At 29.0% G+C, this 21119-nt stretch carries 18 protein-coding genes; 11 read left to right on the top strand and 7 right to left on the bottom strand.

Annotated elements, in window-relative coordinates; all coding sequences use genetic code 11:
* Nucleotides 1-108: 108 nt before the first annotated feature.
* Complete coding sequence (locus ACKTTQ_RS07345) at nucleotides 109-1011, bottom strand: lysophospholipid acyltransferase family protein (protein ID WP_093871438.1); 903 nt, start codon at nucleotides 1009-1011, stop codon at nucleotides 109-111.
* 322 nt (nucleotides 1012-1333) lie between these two features.
* Here ACKTTQ_RS07345 and ACKTTQ_RS07340 point away from each other — a divergent pair, with 322 nt between their 5' ends.
* The 4 genes from ACKTTQ_RS07340 (at nucleotide 1334) to rocD (ending at nucleotide 5315) form a co-directional block, all read left to right on the top strand.
* Nucleotides 1334-1894: an RNA polymerase sigma factor gene (locus ACKTTQ_RS07340; protein WP_093871437.1), complete on the top strand. Its 561-nt coding sequence runs from the start codon at nucleotides 1334-1336 to the stop codon at nucleotides 1892-1894.
* Nucleotides 1881-2660 (top strand): hypothetical protein, encoded by a 780-nt coding sequence (locus ACKTTQ_RS07335; protein WP_408048799.1) that lies wholly within the window; start codon nucleotides 1881-1883, stop codon nucleotides 2658-2660. Before ACKTTQ_RS07340 ends, ACKTTQ_RS07335 begins: the two co-directional genes overlap by 14 nt.
* A gap of 61 nt (nucleotides 2661-2721) precedes the next feature.
* On the top strand, nucleotides 2722-3780 hold the full coding sequence (locus ACKTTQ_RS07330) for a hypothetical protein (RefSeq protein ID WP_408048798.1): 1059 nt from the start codon (nucleotides 2722-2724) through the stop codon (nucleotides 3778-3780).
* A gap of 290 nt (nucleotides 3781-4070) precedes the next feature.
* Nucleotides 4071-5315 carry an ornithine--oxo-acid transaminase gene (gene rocD, locus ACKTTQ_RS07325; RefSeq protein ID WP_093871434.1) on the top strand — a complete coding sequence of 415 codons (1245 nt, stop codon included), beginning with the start codon at nucleotides 4071-4073 and terminating at the stop codon, nucleotides 5313-5315.
* Nucleotides 5316-5373: 58 nt separating this feature from the next.
* Here rocD and ACKTTQ_RS07320 read toward each other — a convergent pair whose 3' ends face one another.
* The 4 genes from ACKTTQ_RS07320 to ACKTTQ_RS07305 all read right to left on the bottom strand — a co-directional run bounded on the left by ACKTTQ_RS07320 (nucleotide 5374) and on the right by ACKTTQ_RS07305 (nucleotide 9530).
* Nucleotides 5374-8358, bottom strand: a complete 2985-nt coding sequence (locus ACKTTQ_RS07320) for a DEAD/DEAH box helicase (protein WP_408048797.1) — start codon at nucleotides 8356-8358, stop codon at nucleotides 5374-5376.
* Nucleotides 8359-8592: 234 nt separating this feature from the next.
* Nucleotides 8593-8913: a CCC motif membrane protein gene (locus ACKTTQ_RS07315; protein ID WP_408048796.1), complete on the bottom strand. Its 321-nt coding sequence runs from the start codon at nucleotides 8911-8913 to the stop codon at nucleotides 8593-8595.
* 3 nt (nucleotides 8914-8916) lie between these two features.
* Nucleotides 8917-9201 (bottom strand): DUF2752 domain-containing protein, encoded by a 285-nt coding sequence (locus ACKTTQ_RS07310; RefSeq protein WP_299134422.1) that lies wholly within the window; start codon nucleotides 9199-9201, stop codon nucleotides 8917-8919.
* 5 nt (nucleotides 9202-9206) lie between these two features.
* A complete protein-coding gene (locus ACKTTQ_RS07305; protein WP_093871431.1) occupies nucleotides 9207-9530 on the bottom strand; it encodes a YbaB/EbfC family nucleoid-associated protein in 324 nt (107 codons plus the stop codon).
* Nucleotides 9531-9628: 98 nt separating this feature from the next.
* On the opposite strand from ACKTTQ_RS07305, the gene ACKTTQ_RS07300 reads away from it, so the two are divergent.
* From ACKTTQ_RS07300 to ACKTTQ_RS07280, 5 genes are all read left to right on the top strand, one after another.
* Nucleotides 9629-11767, top strand: a complete 2139-nt coding sequence (locus ACKTTQ_RS07300) for a S9 family peptidase (RefSeq protein ID WP_255405282.1) — start codon at nucleotides 9629-9631, stop codon at nucleotides 11765-11767.
* A gap of 107 nt (nucleotides 11768-11874) precedes the next feature.
* Entirely contained in the window at nucleotides 11875-12870 is a 996-nt protein-coding gene (locus ACKTTQ_RS07295) for a PLP-dependent cysteine synthase family protein (protein ID WP_299134417.1), read from the top strand.
* A 20-nt stretch (nucleotides 12871-12890) separates the two neighbouring features.
* Nucleotides 12891-13733: a helix-turn-helix domain-containing protein gene (locus ACKTTQ_RS07290; RefSeq protein ID WP_408048795.1), complete on the top strand. Its 843-nt coding sequence runs from the start codon at nucleotides 12891-12893 to the stop codon at nucleotides 13731-13733.
* Nucleotides 13734-13823: 90 nt separating this feature from the next.
* Nucleotides 13824-14225, top strand: a complete 402-nt coding sequence (locus ACKTTQ_RS07285) for a GlcG/HbpS family heme-binding protein (protein ID WP_408048794.1) — start codon at nucleotides 13824-13826, stop codon at nucleotides 14223-14225.
* A 66-nt stretch (nucleotides 14226-14291) separates the two neighbouring features.
* Nucleotides 14292-14933 (top strand): MIP/aquaporin family protein, encoded by a 642-nt coding sequence (locus tag ACKTTQ_RS07280; protein ID WP_408048793.1) that lies wholly within the window; start codon nucleotides 14292-14294, stop codon nucleotides 14931-14933.
* Between the two features lie 27 nt (nucleotides 14934-14960).
* On the opposite strand, the gene clpB is transcribed toward ACKTTQ_RS07280, so the two are convergent.
* A complete protein-coding gene (gene clpB, locus ACKTTQ_RS07275; RefSeq protein WP_408048792.1) occupies nucleotides 14961-17567 on the bottom strand; it encodes an ATP-dependent chaperone ClpB in 2607 nt (868 codons plus the stop codon).
* Between the two features lie 155 nt (nucleotides 17568-17722).
* Between clpB and ytxJ the strand changes: the two genes are divergently transcribed.
* Both ytxJ and ACKTTQ_RS07265 read left to right on the top strand, forming a co-directional pair.
* Nucleotides 17723-18115: a bacillithiol system redox-active protein YtxJ gene (gene ytxJ, locus ACKTTQ_RS07270; protein WP_093871426.1), complete on the top strand. Its 393-nt coding sequence runs from the start codon at nucleotides 17723-17725 to the stop codon at nucleotides 18113-18115.
* Between the two features lie 70 nt (nucleotides 18116-18185).
* On the top strand, nucleotides 18186-19742 hold the full coding sequence (locus ACKTTQ_RS07265) for a DEAD/DEAH box helicase (protein WP_093871425.1): 1557 nt from the start codon (nucleotides 18186-18188) through the stop codon (nucleotides 19740-19742).
* 57 nt (nucleotides 19743-19799) lie between these two features.
* Here ACKTTQ_RS07265 and fahA read toward each other — a convergent pair whose 3' ends face one another.
* Nucleotides 19800-21080, bottom strand: coding sequence for a fumarylacetoacetase (gene fahA, locus ACKTTQ_RS07260; protein ID WP_408048791.1), 1281 nt, complete (start codon nucleotides 21078-21080; stop codon nucleotides 19800-19802).
* Nucleotides 21081-21119: the final 39 nt, after the last annotated feature.

The following is a 21119-nucleotide window of genomic DNA, read 5'->3' as shown; positions in this document are numbered from 1 at the left end:
TTGTTTTTATAAAATTCAATGAATAATTTATTGAATATTAAGCTTGATATTTTTATTGTTTTATTAATGAAATAAAGGAAGTGTGTATAGATAAAAGTGTATAATAATTTATTTTTTTCTTGAATTTAACCATTGATTATATTTATCTTTATGTTTAAAGCGTTTATGAGACCATAAATAATAGGCAGGTTGTTCTTTTATCACTTTTTCTGTAATAGATAAATATTCATCCATTAGTTCAAACTTTTCATACTTTTTTGGAGTGTCAGTAATTAGTGTAAATTCACTTTCGTAATACCCTCTTTTAATTTTTGTCGTATTATAATAAACCACTGCAAAATCATATTTTTTAGCAAGCATTTCAGCACCAGTATGAATAGGTACTTTTACACCAAAAAATTCTTTCCAATAATGAGATTTATGTACCATAGGAGATTGATCACTCAATAATATGTATAAACCTTGTTTTTTCTTTAGACTATTTAAGTGAATTTTTTTTACAGTTTCCGTGGTTTTTATTCCTATAAATCCAAATCTAGATCTAGCTTTTTTAATTTTTTTTTCAAAATAAGGATTCGCAAGTTTGGTGTATGAACCATAAACATCTATATCTATAGCAAAAGGTAAACTAACAATCCACTCCCAGTTACCTTTATGTGCTCCAACTAAAGCAATACTTTTACCTTGTTTAGCTAAATTATTTATAAGTTCAGGATTTTTGTACTTGTAGCGTTTTAAAATTTCTTTTTCACTAATAGAAAAAGATTTGACACTTTCAATCATTAAATCTATAAGATGCCTGAAAAATTGTTTTGAAAGTTGTGTTATTTCTGAATCAGTTTTTAAAGGGAATACTAATTCTAAGTTACTTTTTACTACTTTCTTTCTATAGCCAACAACATAATATATTATGAAATAAAAAAAATCAGAAATTATATATAAAATACGTATTGGTAATCTTGAAAGTAACCAAAGGAAAGGATAAGAAATTATATATACAATGAAGCTCATAAATCAAATTTAAATATGCAAATATCTTAATAATATAATTGAAGAGTAAAAAGAAGTTTAAATTTTATTTTTTATATGTTAAATCAATTTGATTTTGGTAAATATTTGTTAATCAGTGTTTTTCCTGTTTTTGTTGTGGTTTTAACCCTTAAATTTATAGAGAATAAGAAAAGAAATAAGTAGTCCCCCCGTTTTTATCATTCTAATTTTAGTGAGAACTCTCCATTTTAAAAATAAATTGGAGAGTTTTTATTTTTGTAGGCAACCTTTTTTATTTTACAATCGTCTTTATATTTGAAAGCACAAATTATTTGTAACTGAATTGAAAGTAATATCATTACATAACACTACTTCAAAGCTTATAAAAAAAGCTTGTAAGCAAGACAGAGAAGCTCAAAAAGAAATATTTGAAGAGTATTCTCCTAAAATGTTAGGCGTATGCAGACAGTATGTTAAAGATGATTACCATGCAGAAGAAATGATGTTATCAGGTTTTTTTAAGGTTTTTACGAATATTGATAAATTTAAATTTCAAGGCAGTTTTGAAGGTTGGATTCGTAAAATAATGGTAAACACATGTTTAACGTATTTAAAAAAGAAGAATATTTTAGAACTTACTGATAAGGAATATGTTTTTGATGGGCAGTCGATTGATAGTTTAGAAAATACAAGTGTTGAGGATATTCAAAAGTTAATAGATAAGTTACCTAACGGATATAAAGTAGTTTTTAATTTATATGCAATAGAGGGATATAAGCATTCTGAAATAGCTAAAAAATTAAAGATTTCTGAAAGTACATCAAAGTCACAGTTGTTTAAAGCTAGGAAATGGTTGCAAGCAAATTATATTAAAATGAACAAGTTAGAAAATGAAGGAAGATAGAATAGATAAAATAATTAAAAGTAAGCTTGATAACAGGTCTATAGAGCCATCTAATTCAGCCTGGGAACGATTAAGTAATCAGCTGGATGAGAATCAATATAAAACCAAAAATAAAAAAAAGATTTATTACGGCTATGCAGCTAGTTTATTACTATTGTTAAGTATTGGTTTTTCTTATTTCAAATTTAATTCGAAAGAAAAAATAAAACCAATTTTAGTAAACACTAAATTAGAGATATTAAAAGTTGATACATTAAAAAGTATAGATAACTTAATTAATGAAGAAACAATTACAATTGCTAAACAAGAGTATATTCCAATACCAGAAGTCAAAATAGAGAAAAATAATTTAAGAAAAATTGATAGAAAAATAAATATAAAAAAGAATGAGGATACTTTTATTAAAGTTGATAAAGAAAAAAATGTGAAAATTGAAACTTTGATAGCTAGTGCTAGTAAAGAAAAAAGTAAAAAACCAATAAATATAAATACAATAAAAGTTAGTGGTAAAGATTTACTATTTGCTGTAACGCATAATGTTGATGAAGTAAAAGAATACTATGCTAAGCATAAATTAAATAGAAATAAAATCATTAATACAATTGAAAGAGAATTAAAAAAGTCAAACCTTAAAATTAATCCGGAAACAATTTTAGCAGAGGTAGAAAGCGACTTGATTAATGATCAATTTAGAGGAAGTTTTATGCGTAAAATAAAACTAAAAATATCTGATATTGCTATCGCTGTTGCTGATAGAAACAAATAAGATGTAAGGTCTTACTAAAAATAAATTAGCTTAATTTTTTAACATCTAAAAACAAAACAAAATGATAAGAATAATACTAATACTAGTGTTGTTTAGCACAACTATTGCCTTTTCTCAAGAAAGAGTATTTGAAAAAGAAGTAAGTAAAATATCAAAAAAAATTGATAAAATTACGAGACAACAAAAAGATTCACTAAAGCAAAAAATTAAATTAATAAACAAAGACTTAAAAGAGAATAAAATAACAAAAGAACAAGCTTTGTTACAAAAAAACGAAGCAGCTAATTATCATGCAAAGCAAATAGAGGTAAAAGTTAGTTTGCAAGAGCATAAACTTCAAGAGTTAGTTCAGGATAAAACAAATGGTAAAATTGCTAGTGTAGAAGAGGACGACTCTTTTAGTATCCGTTTCTTTGATAATGATATTATTGTTTTTGACGGAAAAAATAAAAAAAGGAAAAAGAAAAAATATAATAAAAGAACAACCTCACAATTTGTGTTTGCTTTTGGAGTAAATAATGTGTTAGAGAATAATGAGTTTAACTCTTTAAATAATTCACAATATAGGTTTTGGCAATCACATTTTTATGAACTAGGTTTTACATTTAAAACTAGATTTAGTAAAGAAGCATCTAAGTTATATTTTAAATATGGGTTGTCTTTTTTATGGAACAACTTAAGAGCTAAAAACAATCAACACCACGTTGTAAATAATGGAGTTACAAATTTAGAACAACATGTGAAGTCATTATCAGAAAGTAGGTTGAGGCATGTTCAAATGACGTTTCCGATGCATTTAGAATTTGATTTTTCAAAAAATAAAAAGTTGTCTGATGGAAGAGTTATTGATAAAACTCATGATGGATTAAGGTTTGGGATAGGAGGATTCTTTGGTTTTAAGTTAGGAACAAGACAGTACTTGGAGTTTGAAAATAATGAATCAATACGTGTAGAAGAAGTACAGAAAGGAGATTTTAATATGAACACAGTTAATTATGGGCTGAGTACGTATCTTGCTTATGAAGGTATTGGTTTGTATGCTAAATATGATTTAAATCCATTATTTAAAGGTACAGAAACTCGAAATATTTCTTTAGGAGTTCGTTTTGATATTAATTAGTGTTAATAAAATATAAAGCTAAAAACTATTTTTCAAAGGTGGTTTTTAGCTTTTGTTGTGTAAAAGAGTTCTATTAATATAGTATGAATAAAAAAAAGATAAATACACTTTCACTCTTGTTTATAGTAGTAAACATGTGAAAAATGTAAAAAGTCAACTTACCTTAGATTTAAATTTAGTACTTTTGCTAAATTAGGGATGATTTCTTTCCCACGCTGAATTTTCGGAATTCTTCGAAAGGATAAAGGTAGATAAGGAATGGTTATTTTATAAATTACAAATTATTAAAAATGGCTGTTTTAGACCAATTAACTTCGCAACAAGCGATCGATTTAGAAAACAAGTATGGAGCACACAATTATCACCCACTACCAGTAGTGTTGAGTAGAGGTGAAGGTGTGTATGTATGGGATGTTGAAGGAAAAAAGTATTACGATTTTTTATCAGCTTATTCAGCAGTAAACCAAGGACATTGTCATCCAAAAATTGTTGGTGCAATGGTAAATCAAGCACAAACATTAACATTAACTTCTCGTGCATTTTATAATGACATGTTAGGTAAATATGAAAAGTTTGCTACCGAACTTTTTGGTTTTGATAAATTATTACCAATGAACACAGGAGCAGAAGCTGTAGAAACTGCTTTGAAATTGTGTAGAAAATGGGCTTATGAAGTAAAAGGAATTAATGAAAATGATGCTCAAATTGTAGTTTGTGAAAATAACTTTCACGGACGTACAACAACAATTATCTCTTTTTCAAATGATCCAGTAGCTCGTAAGAACTTTGGACCATTTACTAATGGATTTATCAAAATTGAGTATAATAACTTGAAGGCTTTAGAAGAAGCTTTAGAGAATGAAAATAATATAGCAGGATTCTTAGTAGAGCCTATTCAAGGTGAAGCAGGTGTATATGTTCCTTCTGAAGGATATTTAGCCGCTGCTAAGGCATTATGTGAAAAACATAATGTACTTTTTATTGCTGATGAAGTTCAAACAGGAATTGCTAGAACTGGTAAAATGTTAGCCGTTGATCATGAAAATGTAAAACCAGATATTTTAATATTAGGAAAAGCATTAAGTGGAGGAGCATATCCAGTTTCAGGAGTATTAGCTAATGATGTTGTTATGAATGTTATTAAACCTGGTAACCATGGTTCTACTTTTGGAGGTAACCCTATTGCTGCTGCTGTAGCTATAGCTGCATTAGAAGTTGTTAAAGAAGAAAGTTTAGAAGAAAACGCTGAACGCTTAGGGAAAATTTTTAGAGCAGAATTATCTGAATTTGCAAACCAAACTGATTTAGTAAAATCTGTTAGAGGTAAAGGGTTATTAAATGCTATTTTAATTAATGATACTGAAGATAGTTCTACAGCTTGGGATATATGTATTAAATTACGTGATAATGGTTTATTAGCAAAACCAACTCATGGAAATATTATTCGTTTTGCACCACCATTAGTAATGGATGAGGAGCAGTTGATGGATTGTATCTCTATTATAAAGAAAACAATTTCTGAGTTTAAAAATTAATTTTATTCTTAGTGTTAAAAAAAAGGAGTAATTTAAATTACTCCTTTTTTTTATTGGTTTAATTAACCATTTCTAAAATATTTAGATGCTTTTTTAAAACTCCAGATGGAGTGTTTTTGGTTTCATCAAAAATCCTCGTATCTCCAAATAAAATGAAACTATCTTTTGCTCTTGAAACCGCTACGTTTAGCATGTTAGGTTTGTTGTCTTTGTCAAAAAACATAGTACCTTCATCTTCATTACTGTATACAGAACTAAATAATATGATATTGCGTTCTGCGCCTTGAAGAGCGTGTACAGTTCCAAGTTTTATTTGATTCACTTTAAAACCTGCTTCTATCAAGGCTTTCGATAACTCTCCTTTTTGACTTGCAAATGGGGTGATTATTCCTAAAACACTTTCAATAGAAGTTACATCATAAGCTTCTTGTATTGCTTCTTTATTTTGTTGTAGCCAAGAAATGATTGCTTTTACTTCATTTAAATTACATCTACTATTATATTTACGTTCACTAACCCCTTCAACATGATAAGCTATCATCGATTGAAAAATTTGATCTTCTTTAGCTTTACCTTTCATAGGCTTTAAAATACCTTCATAAGCTAATTCGTTACAAAAACCAATAATTTCATCATTACACCTTCTGTGTTCTAGAAGTATTAAGCCAGTTTCTTTCTTTGAAGCTATTGAGGTTTCAAATTCACAAGCATTTTGAGCCATTTTCATAATACTACCACTAGAAGCTAAAAAGCCTAGCTCATGTAAGTGCTCATTTTCTTTTTCTTCTTCTATAATATTTAAAGATGTTAAATTACCAATATCAATTTTTGGTGGAATGGACCAAATAGGTTCAATTTGTTTTAAATCACCAACAACAAAAGCTTTTTTTGCTAATGAAAAAACTGGGATACTTACTTCTGGTGTTACTTGTCCTGCTTCGTCAATGATTAATAAATCTAAAAAATTATACAAAGGAAGGTATTCAAAAACAGGTTTACCTTCTTCATTTTCGCCTTGAAATTGACTATATAAAAAGTGTGTAGGAGCCATGTAAAAAGTAGCAACAAAGCATGGTGTAAGCATTGCTCTTCTTTTCCATTTGGCTTTAATAACATTTTCACCAGTTCCTTTTTCTGTATCATTTTCAATAAGATCAATGGTTTCAAGTAACCAGCGAGCTTCCCAATAATGAGTAGCTAATAAAAAAGCAGTATGACGTAAGCCAAGGTCAATTTCGTCATAAAAAAAACGATGTGTTTTGTCTTTATTCTTTGCTTTTTCATATTCATAATGCCACATTTTTTCTTCGGAAACAAAAGGGTACCCTTGAATGTTATTTTCAAGTTTCCAGTTGTTTAATTTTAAGTTAGCTTGTAGCACCATATTTACATTATAAATACAGTCTTTTATAAAAGAGAAAGCAGATTCATTATTAGAAATAACATCTTCATTAATTTTAAAAATATAATCAGAACTTTCTATCTCTTTATTTTTTGAAGAGGTTACTATAAAATGAGTTTTAATTTTATTAATAAAATCACTGTCTTTAGCATAAGATTTAAGTTCAGTAAAAAGAGTTCTCCATTCTTGTAGTTTAGATATTTTAAACGTGTTTTTTTCAATAAGATCCTCTTTGTTTACTAATATCGCATTAATTTTGTCAATATAATTTAGGTAATCACTAGAAAAATCTACACTATCAATAAGATGGTTTTCAATAGTAATTATTTCTTCCTGTAAATGCATACAGGCATCTTCTAAGGAATTAGTTTCTACTCCAAAATAATTATTATACTTCGTTAAAAAATAATATTCAGCTTCGTAAACGTATTTTTCATTTTCTAAATCACATAAAGTTCCTTCATGCCCAAATAAATTACCTTTTAAAAAATTAATATTCTTTAAGTATTTTTCACTTTTGGAGTTAGAGGGTAAATAAGTAGCGTAACCATTAAAATCAGGAACCCAACGTTCAGCTAATTCTCCCATACTACTTTCTGAGTTAATAAAGCTATCAATAATATTTGTAACAGCTTGGTTGTTATTAGAGCAAGCTAAGATAATTGGAGCATCTTCTCCTTTAATAGCAGCTTTAACAACTTCTGTAGCTACTAAACTTTGTAGTAATGTAGTCTTGCCTGTTCCTGGTGGGCCATTTACTGCAGTTACTGAGTTTTCTTCAGCAGTTAAATAAGATAATAATGTTTTACGTTGACTTATAGATAAAGGAAATTCATTAGACATTTGTCCTAAATGTAAATGATTATAATTTAAAAAACCATAGTCTGTTATTGGTTCTTTTCTGGCTCTATTAAAAGGATTTATTATTTTAGATAATACAGGTAATTCTTCAGTCTCATTTAATAAGTTTTGATATAAGAATAAAATACTTTTGGCTGTAGATATTTTTGAGCTAATAGAAAAATAAGTGAGTTTATATTCGGTGGTATATTTTTCTTTTTTATAATTAGATAGATTACTAAAAGTAATTTCTGAAAAGACCTCATTTACATACGTCCAGTAATCATCCCAACCTATTAACTCACTTCCATATGGAGGTTCAGGTTGTTCAATATCTCTAGCCATCATGACAGTATCTAAGGACGAAAAAATGAAATCATTTTTTACATCTGCAATAGGATCTAAATAGTTACGAACAATAAGAGGGAACAAATCGTTTGGTGGAGATAAGTTTCCTGAACGGTCTACTTTTGCCGCTACCCAAAAAGGATATATTGTTCGTTGTTTAAAGTTAGGATTATCAGTTTGATATTGTAAATGAAATGGGGCAATAAGAATTTGAGTTTCGCTTACTTCATGCCATTTAGGACTATCTTTTTTACTAATTCCTTTTAACCTATTTATTCTTCTTTCCTCTACATCTAATAGTTCATTAGCTTGTTTTGGGTTTAAAAGAGCTGTGGTTAAATCAGCATTATTTTGATGAAATAAATTTTTGATTCTTGAAATATCAATAGCCAAGTTTTCACTATCAAATAAACTGTTTTTATAATAATGTAGCCAGTTTTTTTCGTTATCCATTCGTGCGCTTTAAGTGCTCTAAATTAAAAGTAATTTTGTGGGGGAGAATGGCGAAAATAAGAGTTTTAAATTATTTCTATTTAGAAATAGAAGTGTTTTAATTAACAATTTTTTGATGAAGGAGTTTATCTTTTAAGTATTCAATTACTTAGATAAAAAATAGTATAAATTAAAAACACCATCCTAGTTTATATATATAATAGAATGGTGTTTTTAGTTTTATAGGTTAATTTTTTATTGCTCGTATTGTTCCATCATTTGTCGTGATTGCTCCATGATATTGTCCCAACCTATAGTGTATATTTGATAAGCAGTATAGGCTAAATACAAAACATTAATAATTAAAATAACCAAAGCAACTATTTTACCAGTATAAATACTGTCTTGGTTAGTATATGATTCAGGATCTTCGTAGTATTTTTTTAATTCAGTATGAGCAATGTAAAAGGCAATACCAGAAGGTATAATACCAATTCCAGCACAGCAACATAAAGGAAGTCCTACAATAGCCAAAATATAAATAAGAGGTCCGTATTGTAATTGTTTAGGTTCCATAGTTTATAGTATTTTTAAAATAAAGTTTCCTACTATTAAAATTAAGTTTAATAAAAGTAAGAAACGAACTGTTTTTTGAGAATTATTAAATTTGAATTTAAAATTTAGAAGAATATATATTAAAAAAAATAATAATGAATAGATTGCAGGATACATTTTAAAAGCATCGATAAACTCACCTTTTAAAACATGCACAATCGCTCTTTGAAAACCACAGCCTAAACAATCAACTCCAAAGAGTTTTTTATTTAAACATGGTAACATGTAATCTTCTAACTTTAAAAACATATTTTTTATTTAAACATATCCATTCCGGGAATATTTGGCATACCAGTTTTAGCAGCAATAGCTAATTCTTGCTCATTTATTTCACCAGCTCTTTTTAAAGCTTTATTTAATGCTAAAATTAAATAATCTTCTAGTTCTTCTCGGTCTTCAAGTAAGGTTTCATTAATTGTAATAGCTTTAATTTCTCTATTGGCAGTTACAGTAACTTTTATATTATTATTAGCAACAGTTTCATCGATTAAAACAGTATTTAATCTTTTTTTTGTTTCTTCTACTTTTTCTTGGGCTTCTTTTAATTTACCCATCATACCAGAAATATCTCCAAACATTGATTTATTATTTACATATTTATTCAATAACAAATGTAGTATTTTCATAAGAGTTTTAATCATTCTTGATAAAAATGAAAAAAATAATGCTACCTGCTATGGCTTTTAATCTTATTTTTGCATTCTGCAAAAATGATATAATGAAAAAAGACATTAAAGCACCAGTAGCTGAAAAGCAATTAACTAAGCTAGAGAAACACGGTGATATTAGAGAGGATAATTACTTTTGGATGCGTTTAACAGACGAGCAAAAAAATGCAGAAGTTAAAGATAATCAAACTCAAAAAGTGTATGATTATTTGAATGCCGAAAATGATTTCTATGATAAAATGACTGTTGAAACTAATGATTTTCAAGAGCAGTTGTTTCAAGAAATGAAAGGAAGAATAAAAGAAGATGATGAATCAGTACCTTATAAAAGTAATGGTTATTTTTATATAACTCGTTATGAAAAAGGTCAGCAATATCCTATTTTTAGCCGAAAAAAAGAAAATTTAGAGGCAAAGGAAGAAATCATGTTTAATGTAAATGATGAAGCAAAGGGACATGAATATTTTCAACTAGGAGGGTTAAGTATATCTCCAAATAATAAGCTGACTACTTTTGCTGTAGATACAGTTAGTAGACGTCAATATATTATTCAGGTTAAAAATTTAGAATCAGGAGAAATTTATTCTGATAAGATAGAAAATACTACTGGAGGATCTGTATGGGCAAATGATAATAAAACGTTGTTTTATACTAAAAAAGATCCTGTAACTTTACGAAGTTCACAAATATATAAACATATTTTGGGAACTGATACTAAAGATGATGTGTTAGTATTTGAGGAAGAAGATGAAACCTTTGGTACTTTTGTAACTAAAACAAAATCAAAAAAATACATAGTAATAGGTTCGTACAATACTGTTTCTTCGGAATATCAAGTATTAGAAGCAGATAAGCCTAATGGAAATTTTAAGGTTATTCATCCTCGTGAGCGCAATTTAGAATATGATATAGCACATTATGAAGATCATTTTTATATAAAAACCAATAAGGATGGGGCTACTAATTTTAAATTAATGAAAACTCCAGAAAAGAAAACTTCAAAAGAAAACTGGGTTGATGTTATACCACATAGGGAAGATACTTTGTTTGAAGATTTTTCTATTTTTAAAGAGTATCTTGTTTTAGAGGAAAGAAATGAAGGATTGAATAAAATTAGAATTAAAAGATGGGATAATACTTTAGATTATTATTTACCTTTTGAAGAAGAAACTTATTCAGCAGATGTATATTCTAATCCTGAATTTGATACAAATGTTATTCGTTATTCTTATAATTCAATGACAACTCCAAGTTCTATAATTGATTTTAATATGAAAGATCAATCTAAGAACATTAAAAAAGAACAAGAAGTTTTAGGGGGGGCATTTGATAAAAAAAATTATGTAAGCAAACGTATTTGGGTTACAACACGAGATGGTGAAAAAGTAGTGGTATCAATAGTGCATCACAGAGATACAAAAATAGATGAAAATACTCCAGTTTTACAGTACGCTTATGGATCATATGGTTACACAATACCAGATGGCTTTTCAACTACACGATTAAGTTTACTTGATAGAGGTTTTGTATATGCATTAGCACATATTAGAGGAAGTCAGTATCTAGGACGTGAGTGGTATGAAGATGGTAAAATGTTAAAAAAGAAAAATACATTCACAGATTTTATTGATTGTTCTAAGTATTTAATAGATAATGGGTATACTTCACCAAAGCATTTGTATGCTATGGGAGGTTCTGCTGGAGGTTTATTAATGGGAGCTATTGTTAATATGAACCCTGAATTATATAATGGAATTATTGCAGCTGTTCCTTTTGTTGATGTTATCTCAACAATGTTAGATGATAGTATTCCTTTAACTACTGGAGAATACGATGAGTGGGGGAATCCTAATGATAAAGAGTATTATGATTATATTAAGTCGTATTCCCCTTATGACCAAGTAGTGGCAAAAGAATACCCAAATATGTTAATTACTACAGGTTTACATGATAGTCAAGTACAATATTGGGAACCAGCTAAGTGGGTGGCAAAATTAAGAGAGGTTAAAACAGACTCGAATATGTTGTTTTTACATACAAATATGGAAGCGGGTCATGGAGGTGCTTCAGGAAGATTTGATGCTTTAAAAGAATTAGCAGAAGAATATACGTTCTTTTTAATGTTAGAGGAAAAGTTAGAAAAATAGTTTTACTTTTGCCCTCGGAAAGAGTAGGGCGTCATTACTAGAAAATAGATAAAATCTTTAAATTTCGTCATATATTCTCGTAATGACGCCTTTTATATTAGATAAGAATGAGACACGCTGGTATTACCAATACAATTTTAGATTTAGTAGGAGAAACACCATTAGTAGAATTACATAGAATAACTAAAAACATTCCAGGAAAGCACTATGCTAAGGTAGAGGCTTTTAATCCTGGCCATTCAGCTAAAGACAGAATAGCACTTCATATCATTGAAACAGCAGAGAAAAAAGGAATTGTAAAGAAAGGAGATATTATTGTAGAAACTACCTCTGGAAATACTGGTTTTTCTTTGGCAATGATAAGCATTGTAAAAGGTTATAAATGTATTTTAGCAGTTAGTGATAAATCATCGCAAGATAAAATAGATATGTTAAAAGCTATGGGTGCTGAAGTTCATATTTGTCCAGCGAATGTCGCTGCTGATGATCCTCGTTCTTATTATGAAGTAGCAAAAAGATTACATAAAGAAAATCCAGGTTCAATATATATTAATCAATATTTTAATGAATTAAATATTGAGGCACATTATGTAAGTACAGGCCCAGAGATATGGGAACAAACTGATGGTAAAATAACTCACTTGGTTGCCGCTAGTGGAACTGGAGGAACAATTTCTGGAACTGGGCAATTTTTAAAAGAAAAGAACCCAGAAATTAAAATTCTAGGAGTTGATGCTATAGGGTCAGTACTTAAAAAATATCATGAAACGGGTGAATTTGATGCTAATGAAATTTGTCCATATAAAATTGAAGGATTAGGAAAAACTTTGATACCTACATCAACAGATTTTGATGTGATAGATATTTATGAAAAAGTAGCTGATAAAACATCAGCTTTGAAAGCTAGAGAGTTGGTAAAAACTGAAGGTATCTTTGCAGGGTATACTTCAGGAGCTGTTTTACAGGGAGTTCAACAATATGCCGATAAAAACTATTTTGATGAAGATAGTATTGTTGTAATTATATTACCTGATCATGGATCACGATATATGAATAAAATTTATTCTGATGATTGGATGAATGAACAAGGATTTTTAAATTAAATTTTATATGTTTTTAAGTTGTGTCTAACTTTACTATAGAAAATGTACCTGATTCTTACATCAAAGGCACAAATAATCATGATCTTTATATTTACGATTTAAAAATGGTTGATAATGCCATTAAAACAAAAGTAAATTTAAATATGCACATGTTTAGCTTTTTACAAAAAGGTAAAAAGCAAGTTCATTTTGCAGATAGAAAAGTGCAAGTAGATAATTCACAATCAATTTTAATAAAAAAGGGAAATTGCTTGTGGAGTGAGTTGTTAGATACAGATGAAGTTTATTACTGTAAATTATTATTTTTTTCTGAAGATAAATTAAAGAATTTTATTAAAAAACATATTAATAAAAAAGTGAGCACAAAAAATATAGCTCCGTATTTTGTAATTGAAAATGATGACTATTTAAGTTCTTATTTGAATTCTCTTAATAATATAACTACATCATCATCTAAATTCATGATTGATTTACTTTCTTTAAAATTAGAAGAGTTATTGTTGTATTTATTGAACAAGTACGGAGAGTTATTTGAAAATTATATTTGTAGCTTAGTTCTTAAAGAAGAATCTGTATTTCAGTCTACTATTGAAAAAAATATATACTCATCATTAACTATTGAAGAAATTGCTTTTTTGTGTAATATGAGTTTATCTACTTTTAAAAGAAATTTCATTAAGGAGCATGATATTTCACCAGGAAAATGGTTTCGAAATAAACGTTTAGATAAAGCTAAGGAGCTTTTAGAAAAAGGAAATTTAAAAGTGTCTGATGTTTATTTGGATTTAGGATATAATAACCTTTCTAATTTTAGTAGTGCTTTTAAAACAAAATTTGGAATAAGTCCATCTCAAATAAAGTGACCTTTTTTCATAAGTTATTTGACCTTTTCAGGTAAACAAGAGCGTTAATTCTAGTACTAAATTTGCAGTGTAAATATAAATCACTACAAAATGAATATAGTATTAGAACAAGCAGAAGAAATTATAAAAGTAGCTAAGGCTAAATCTACGGAGTTAAATACAAAAATGAATATAGCTGTTGTTGATGCTGGAGCAAATTTAGTTGCATTTGCCAGAATGGATGGAGCATGGTTAGGTTCTTTAGATATTTCAATAAAGAAAGCAAAAACAGCTCGTTTTTTTGATATGAATACAGGAGTAATAGGTGAATTGTCTCAACCAGGAGGTTCTTTATTTAATATTGAGCATTCTAATAACGGATTAATAACTTTTCCTGGTGGAGTACCTGTAAAAGATTCAGAAGGAACTATTATTGGTGCAATTGGAGTAAGTGGAAGTTCTGTTGAAAATGATCATGCAGTTGCAGAAGCAGGAGCAAGTGCAACATTATAAATCAATTAGTAAAACAAAATTAAAGGTAGCAATTAGGCTACCTTTTTTTATACTTAAATTTTTAAAATGAAAAAGTATTTAGCTGAATTCATTGGAACATTTGCGTTGGTTTTTTGTGGAACAGGAGCAGTGATTGTTAACTCGTTATTTAATAATAGCATAGGTTTATTGGGTGTTTCTGTATCTTTTGGAGTAACTATAACAGCAATAGTTTATGTTTTTGGAAGTATTTCTGGTGCTCATATTAACCCAGCTGTAACTATTGCATTAGGAATAAGAAAAGTAATTTCTAAAAAAGAAGTTATAGGGTATATAGTGTGGCAAATATTAGGTGCATTAATGGCTAGTGGATTACTTAAAGTTGTTTTTTATAATACAACTACTTTGGGAGAAACTTTGCCAACAGGAGGAGTAATTCCTTCTTTTGTATTGGAAGCAGTATTTACGTTTTTTTTAATGTTAACTATTTTAGGAGTTAGTGAAAATAAGAGTTATTCACATTTATTAGGTATTGTTTTGGGGGCTTTAGTTATGGGGTTTATTTTAATAGCTGGACCTATTTCTGGAGGATCGTTTAACCCTGCAAGAAGCTTAGCTCCATTATTGTTTACAGGTAATATGCATATAGCATGGCTGTATTTTTTGGCACCAGTTATTGGGGCGATTACTGCGAATTGTACATGGTTATTTATAAGTAAAAAAGGCTAAAACATTAATGTTTTAGCCTTTTTTAAATTAGTTGGTTTCAATTAAATCTGATTGATTCCTAAAAACAAGTTTATCATCAAAAGCATCTAATAAAATAATGCTATCTGTGGTAAGTTTTCCTGATAAAATCTCTTTAGATAAAGCATTTAAAACGTCTTTTTGAATTACTCGCTTTACAGGACGAGCTCCAAATTCAGGTTGATATCCTTTATTAGCTAAATAATTAATTGCTTCATCTGTAGCATCAATAGTAATGTTTTGTTTAGCTACCATTTTCTTAACATTATTCAATTGAAGTTTTACAATATGTTTAATATTAGATTGTGATAACGGAGTAAATAAAATAATGTCATCTATCCTGTTTAAAAATTCAGGTCTAACACTTTGTTTTAATAATCCAAGAACTTCTGTTTTAGCTAACTCCATAGAAGTATGAAGATCATTTTTCATGTTTTCAAACTTTTCTTGAATTATATGACTTCCCATATTTGAAGTCATAATTATAATTGTGTTTTTAAAATCAGCTACTCTCCCTTTATTGTCAGTTAATCTTCCTTCATCTAATACTTGTAATAGTATATTGAAAGTGTCAGGATGTGCTTTTTCAATTTCGTCTAAAAGTACAACAGAATATGGTTTTCTTCTTACAGCTTCCGTTAATTGTCCACCTTCATCGTAACCTACATACCCTGGAGGGGCTCCAACTAATCTACTTACAGAATGTTTTTCTTGATATTCACTCATGTCAATACGAGTCATAGCGTTTTCATCATCAAATAGATAATCAGCAAGTGCTTTTGCAAGTTCTGTTTTACCAACACCAGTTGTACCTAAGAATAAAAAAGAACCTATAGGTTTGTTAGGGTTTTGTAAACCAGCTCTTGAACGACGTACGGCATCAGACACTGCCTCAATAGCTTCTTCTTGTCCTACAACACGTTTGTGTAATTCATCTTCTAATTTTAATAATTTCTCACGTTCAGATTGTAGCATTTTTGTAACTGGAACTCCTGTCCATTTTGCAACAACTTCAGCAATGTCATCATAAGTAACCTCTTCTTTTATTAAAGAGTTTTCTTGTTGATTAGCTAATACCAATTGTTGTTGATCAAGTTTCTCTTGGGTTTCTTTGATTTTACCGTACCGAAGTTCTGCTACCTTACCATAGTCACCATTACGTTCTGCTTTTTCAGCTTCTAGTTTGTAATTTTCAATGTCAGATTTTAATTGTTGAATACCGTCTACTACATTTTTTTCTGATTGCCATTTAGCATTCAATTCGTTACGTTCTTCTTTAATGTTTCCTAAATCAGCATTTAATGATTTTAACTTAATTTCATCATTTTCACGTTTTATGGCTTCTATTTCTATTTCTAACTGCATTATTTTTCGATCAAGTACATCTAATTCTTCAGGTTTAGAGTTGATCTCCATGCGTAATTTAGAAGCAGCTTCATCCATTAAATCGATAGCTTTATCTGGTAGAAATCTGTTAGTAATGTAACGTTGAGATAATTCTACAGCACCAATAATGGCCTCATCTTTAATTCGTACTTTGTGGTGTGTTTCATATTTGTCTTTAATACCTCTTAAAATAGAAATGGCACTTTCAGTATCTGGTTCATCAACTAGTACTTTTTGAAAACGACGTTCTAAAGCTTTGTCTTTTTCAAAATACTTTTGATACTCATCTAAAGTAGTTGCTCCAATGGCTCTAAGTTCTCCACGAGCTAAAGCTGGTTTTAAAATGTTAGCAGCATCCATTGCTCCTTGTCCACCACCAGCACCAACTAAAGTATGAATTTCATCAATGAATAAAACAATATCTCCTTCAGAAGTAGTAACTTCTTTAATAACAGATTTTAAACGTTCTTCAAACTCACCTTTATATTTAGCACCAGCAATTAAAGCTCCCATATCTAATGAGAAAATTAGTTTGTCTTTTAAATTTTCAGGAACATCACCTCGAATTATTCTGTGGGCTAAACCTTCAGCAATAGCAGTTTTACCGGTACCAGGTTCACCAACTAGTATTGGATTATTTTTTGTTCTTCTTGATAAAATTTGTAAAAGACGTCTTATTTCTTCATCTCTACCAATTACAGGGTCTAATTTTCCATCTTGCGCTAATTGGTTTAAATTCTTAGCGTATTTGTTTAGAGAGTTATATGTTTCTTCAGCATTTTGAGAAGTTACTCTATTACCTTTACGTAATTCATCTATTGCATTTTGAAGATTTTTTTCAGTTACACCTTGATCTTTTAATACTTGAGAAATTTGACTTTTTGATTTAAATATAGCTAAAACCAAATGTTCTATAGAAACATATTCATCATTCATTTTTTTAGCTATTACAGAAGCTTCTGTAAGGCTTTTTCCAGCTTCAGGAGAAAGTGTTAAATTTGCACCAGTAACTTTAGAAAAACTATCTAATTGTTTGTCTAGTATTTGTTGAACAATTGTTAAATTAACATTTAATTTTTTTAATATAAAAGGGAGTACATTTTCATCAACTGAAAATAAAGCTTTAAAAATATGTTCGTTTTCAATTTGATTATGTTGATACTCTTGCGCTAATTGTTGCGCTTGTTGTATAGTTTCTTGCGATTTTATTGTATAATTGTTAAAATTCATAATCATTAATTTTACAATGAACTAGTCAAAATTAATACCAATACTTTTTTAAAGATAAAAAGAGTCAAAATGTCGCTAACCACTTTGTTTTTACTGACTTTTTGGCACTTGAAAGGTTTTGGTTTTATAGTCGACAGAAATACTAAACAACAATAATGGGAATATTAAAATCACTTTTTGGAAATTCATCATCAGAAAAAAAAGAAGAAAAATCGTTAGTTAACTGGTTGCCTTTACGAAGTATGGATCAACTTAAAGAAATTGAAATTTTATCAAAGAAAGAACCAATAGCTATTTTTAAACATTCAACGCGTTGTGGAATTAGTAGAATGGTTATTCAACGTTTTGAAAGTAGTTTTGATGAGAGTTTAAAAGATTTTAAAGTTTATTATTTAGATTTATTAAATTACCGTGAATTGTCTAATGAAATTGGTTATAAATTTCAGGTATTACACCAGTCTCCACAGCTAATGATTATAAAAAGAGGAGTGGCTGTAGCTTATGCTTCTCATTATGATATTACTAACATAAATTTAAAAACTTTTTAAATTTTATAATGTTTTTACTGGTATTTACTTAAATAGGTCGTATTTTCGCATACTTCAAAATAGTACAAAATTGAGTAAAGAAACAGCGACGACTAAGCCAATTGTAGGTAAAAATTTATACGATTATCAAAAGGAAGCGTTACACAAAATTTTTAAAAGTTTTGAAAATGCCCCCGAAAATTACCACCTACTGTATCAATTACCAACAGGAGGAGGGAAGACAGTTATTTTCTCTGAAATTACCCGTCAGTATTTAAAGCATTATCAAAAAAAGGTGTTAATAATGACGCACCGTATTGAATTGTGTAAACAAACCGCTAGGATGTTAAGCGAATTCAATGTAGATAATAAAATCATTGATAGTAAAGCAGACTTAAATGATCAAAGTAACTTTAGTTGCTTTGTAGCAATGGTTGAAACTTTGAATAACCGTTTGAATGATGATATGTTAGATATATCGGATGTAGGATTGGTTATTATTGATGAGGCTCACTATAATTCATTTACTAAACTGTTTAAGTTTTTTGATAAGTCGTTCGTATTAGGTGTTACCGCAACTCCATTGAGTTCTAACATTAAGTTACCAATGAAGAACAATTATGATGAGTTAATTGATGGTGAAAGTATCGGTAATTTAATAGAAAATGAATATTTAGCAAGAGCAAATGTATTTTCGTATAATGTAGGATTAACTTCATTAGAGGTAGGTGCAAATGGTGATTATACCGTAAAATCTTCTGAGGATCTATATACAAATTCAGATATGCTTTCTAAGTTATTGCAGGCATATGAAGAACGTGCAAAAGGAACTAAAACTTTAATTTTTAATAATGGAATAAATACTTCTTTACATGTATTTGATACTTTTAAAAGGGCTGGATATCCTATTGCTCACTTAGATAATACGAATACTAAAAAAGAACGTGATTTTATTTTAAAGTGGTTTCATAAAACACCAAATGCAATTATCACCTCAGTAAGTATATTAACTACTGGATTTGATGAGCCTTCAGTAAGATCTATTATATTAAATAGAGCAACAAAATCATTAACATTGTATTACCAAATGATTGGTAGGGGATCGCGTGTTTTACCTGATAAATCAGAATTTAATGTTATTGATTTAGGTAATAACTTCCATAGATTTGGTCCTTGGGGTGCTGATTTAGATTGGCAAAAGATGTTTAGAGCTCCTAACTTTTATCTTGATAATTTATTAAGTGATGAAGAGCTTGAAAGTGAATTTAAATATGAGCTTCCTGCTGATGTAAAAAAGGAATTTTCTAATTCAAAAGATTTATATTTTGATGTAAAGAAGGTGTATGTTGACACAATACAATCGGGTCAATCTTCAAAAAAAGTATTAGAGAAATCTATTGAGCATCATGCAAAATTATGTATTGAAAATAGTGAAGATGTTTTTGATGCTTTAATTTTAGCTAAAAAACTAGGAGGAGATATAGATGATAGAATATTTAGGTATTCAAAATGTATTTGTAAGAGTACACATAATTTTATTGATTGGTTACAAGATGACTATAGAAAAAAGTTAAATGCTTACTTACGAACAAATTTTGATGAAGTGTATGAACAAATTTTTGGACATCCACCACCAGAAGAAGAATAAAATAAAAAAAAATCCAGTTCAAAACGAACTGGATTTTTTTATATAACACTATTAAGTTTATTCAATTGCAGGTAAAATTTTACCAACACACTCTCCAAAACCAATACGAACTTTGTCATTTTTAGAATATCCACGCATAATAACTGTATCATTATCATTGATAAATTTACGCTCGCTACCATCGTTCATTTTAATAGGATTTTGACCTCTCCATGTTAATTCTAACATTGAACCAAAACTATCTTGAGTTGGACCAGAAATTGTTCCACTTCCCATCATGTCACCAGCATTAACAGGACAACCATTTACGGTATGGTGTGCTAATTGCTGAATCATTGTCCAATACATGTATTTGAAGTTAGAGTTACAAACAACAGTTTCTTCTTTATCTTCAGGTTGAATAGCCATTTGTAAATTAATATCATAACTATCTTTACCTTCTTTACGTAAATAAGGTAAAGGTTTATGTACTTGTTTAGGGTTATCTACTCTAAAAGGTTCTAAAGCATCTAAAGTAACAATCCAAGGTGATATAGTAGAAGCAAAGTTTTTACCTAAAAATGGCCCTAAAGGAACATATTCCCATCCTTGAATATCACGAGCAGACCAATCATTGAATAAAACCAATCCAAAAATATAGTCTTCAGCTTCTTCAATAGGAATTCTTTCTCCTAAGTCATTTGCAACTGTTGTAATAAATGCCATTTCTAATTCAAAATCTAATAATTTTGAAGGACCAAAATTAGGTGTAGTTTCACCTTCATTAGGTCTAGATTGACCAACAGGTCTTCTTATAGGAGTACCAGAAGGAATAATAGAAGAACTTCTTCCGTGGTAACCAATAGGTATTTGTAACCAGTTAGGGAATAATGCGTTTTCAGGATCTCTAAATAATGAACCTACATTTGTAGCATGTTCTTTACTAGCATAGAAATCGGTATAATCACCTACACTAACAGGTAATTGCATTTCTATTTCATCCATTCTAAAAATCACTTTGTCTTTATGTTCAGCATTGTCTCTTAAACTACTGTTTTTAACATCAAAAATTTCAGCAATTCTATTTCTAACTAAACGCCAAGTTTTACGACCATCAGCAATAAAATCATTTAAGGTATCTTGTAAAAAAATATCATCGGTTAAAGGAATGCCTTCAAAATATCCAAGTTGATGTAAAGCACCTAAATCAATAGCATAGTCACCAATCCTTGTTCCAATTGTAATAATATCATCTTTGGTTAAAAAAACACCAAAAGGTATGTTTTGAATCGGAAAATCAGAGTTTTCTGTTACAGTTAACCAAGATTTTCTATTCGGGTTATTTGCGGTTATTTCCATTAATTGTATTGTTTAATTTTTTATCAAACCTACATATTT

Origin of the sequence: Tenacibaculum halocynthiae (genome assembly GCF_964512825.1) — a bacterium.
Classification (GTDB): domain Bacteria; phylum Bacteroidota; class Bacteroidia; order Flavobacteriales; family Flavobacteriaceae; genus Polaribacter; species Polaribacter halocynthiae.
This window is presented reverse-complemented; position numbering and strand designations above follow the sequence as displayed.

Excerpts from the sequence above, each read along its gene's own strand:
- ACKTTQ_RS07345 (WP_093871438.1), bottom strand. The coding sequence starts at position 1,011 with ATGAGCTTCATTGTATATATAATTTCTTATCCTTTCCTTTGGTTACTT.
- ACKTTQ_RS07335 (WP_408048799.1), top strand. The coding sequence starts at position 1,881 with ATGAAGGAAGATAGAATAGATAAAATAATTAAAAGTAAGCTTGATAAC.
- ACKTTQ_RS07330 (WP_408048798.1), top strand. The coding sequence starts at position 2,722 with ATGATAAGAATAATACTAATACTAGTGTTGTTTAGCACAACTATTGCC.
- rocD (WP_093871434.1), top strand. The coding sequence starts at position 4,071 with ATGGCTGTTTTAGACCAATTAACTTCGCAACAAGCGATCGATTTAGAA.
- ACKTTQ_RS07320 (WP_408048797.1), bottom strand. The coding sequence starts at position 8,358 with ATGGATAACGAAAAAAACTGGCTACATTATTATAAAAACAGTTTATTT.
- ACKTTQ_RS07315 (WP_408048796.1), bottom strand. The coding sequence starts at position 8,913 with ATGGAACCTAAACAATTACAATACGGACCTCTTATTTATATTTTGGCT.
- ACKTTQ_RS07310 (WP_299134422.1), bottom strand. The coding sequence starts at position 9,201 with ATGTTTTTAAAGTTAGAAGATTACATGTTACCATGTTTAAATAAAAAA.
- ACKTTQ_RS07305 (WP_093871431.1), bottom strand. The coding sequence starts at position 9,530 with ATGTTTGGAGATATTTCTGGTATGATGGGTAAATTAAAAGAAGCCCAA.
- ACKTTQ_RS07300 (WP_255405282.1), top strand. The coding sequence starts at position 9,629 with ATGGCTTTTAATCTTATTTTTGCATTCTGCAAAAATGATATAATGAAA.
- ACKTTQ_RS07295 (WP_299134417.1), top strand. The coding sequence starts at position 11,875 with ATGAGACACGCTGGTATTACCAATACAATTTTAGATTTAGTAGGAGAA.
- ACKTTQ_RS07285 (WP_408048794.1), top strand. The coding sequence starts at position 13,824 with ATGAATATAGTATTAGAACAAGCAGAAGAAATTATAAAAGTAGCTAAG.
- ACKTTQ_RS07280 (WP_408048793.1), top strand. The coding sequence starts at position 14,292 with ATGAAAAAGTATTTAGCTGAATTCATTGGAACATTTGCGTTGGTTTTT.
- clpB (WP_408048792.1), bottom strand. The coding sequence starts at position 17,567 with ATGAATTTTAACAATTATACAATAAAATCGCAAGAAACTATACAACAA.
- ytxJ (WP_093871426.1), top strand. The coding sequence starts at position 17,723 with ATGGGAATATTAAAATCACTTTTTGGAAATTCATCATCAGAAAAAAAA.
- fahA (WP_408048791.1), bottom strand. The coding sequence starts at position 21,080 with ATGGAAATAACCGCAAATAACCCGAATAGAAAATCTTGGTTAACTGTA.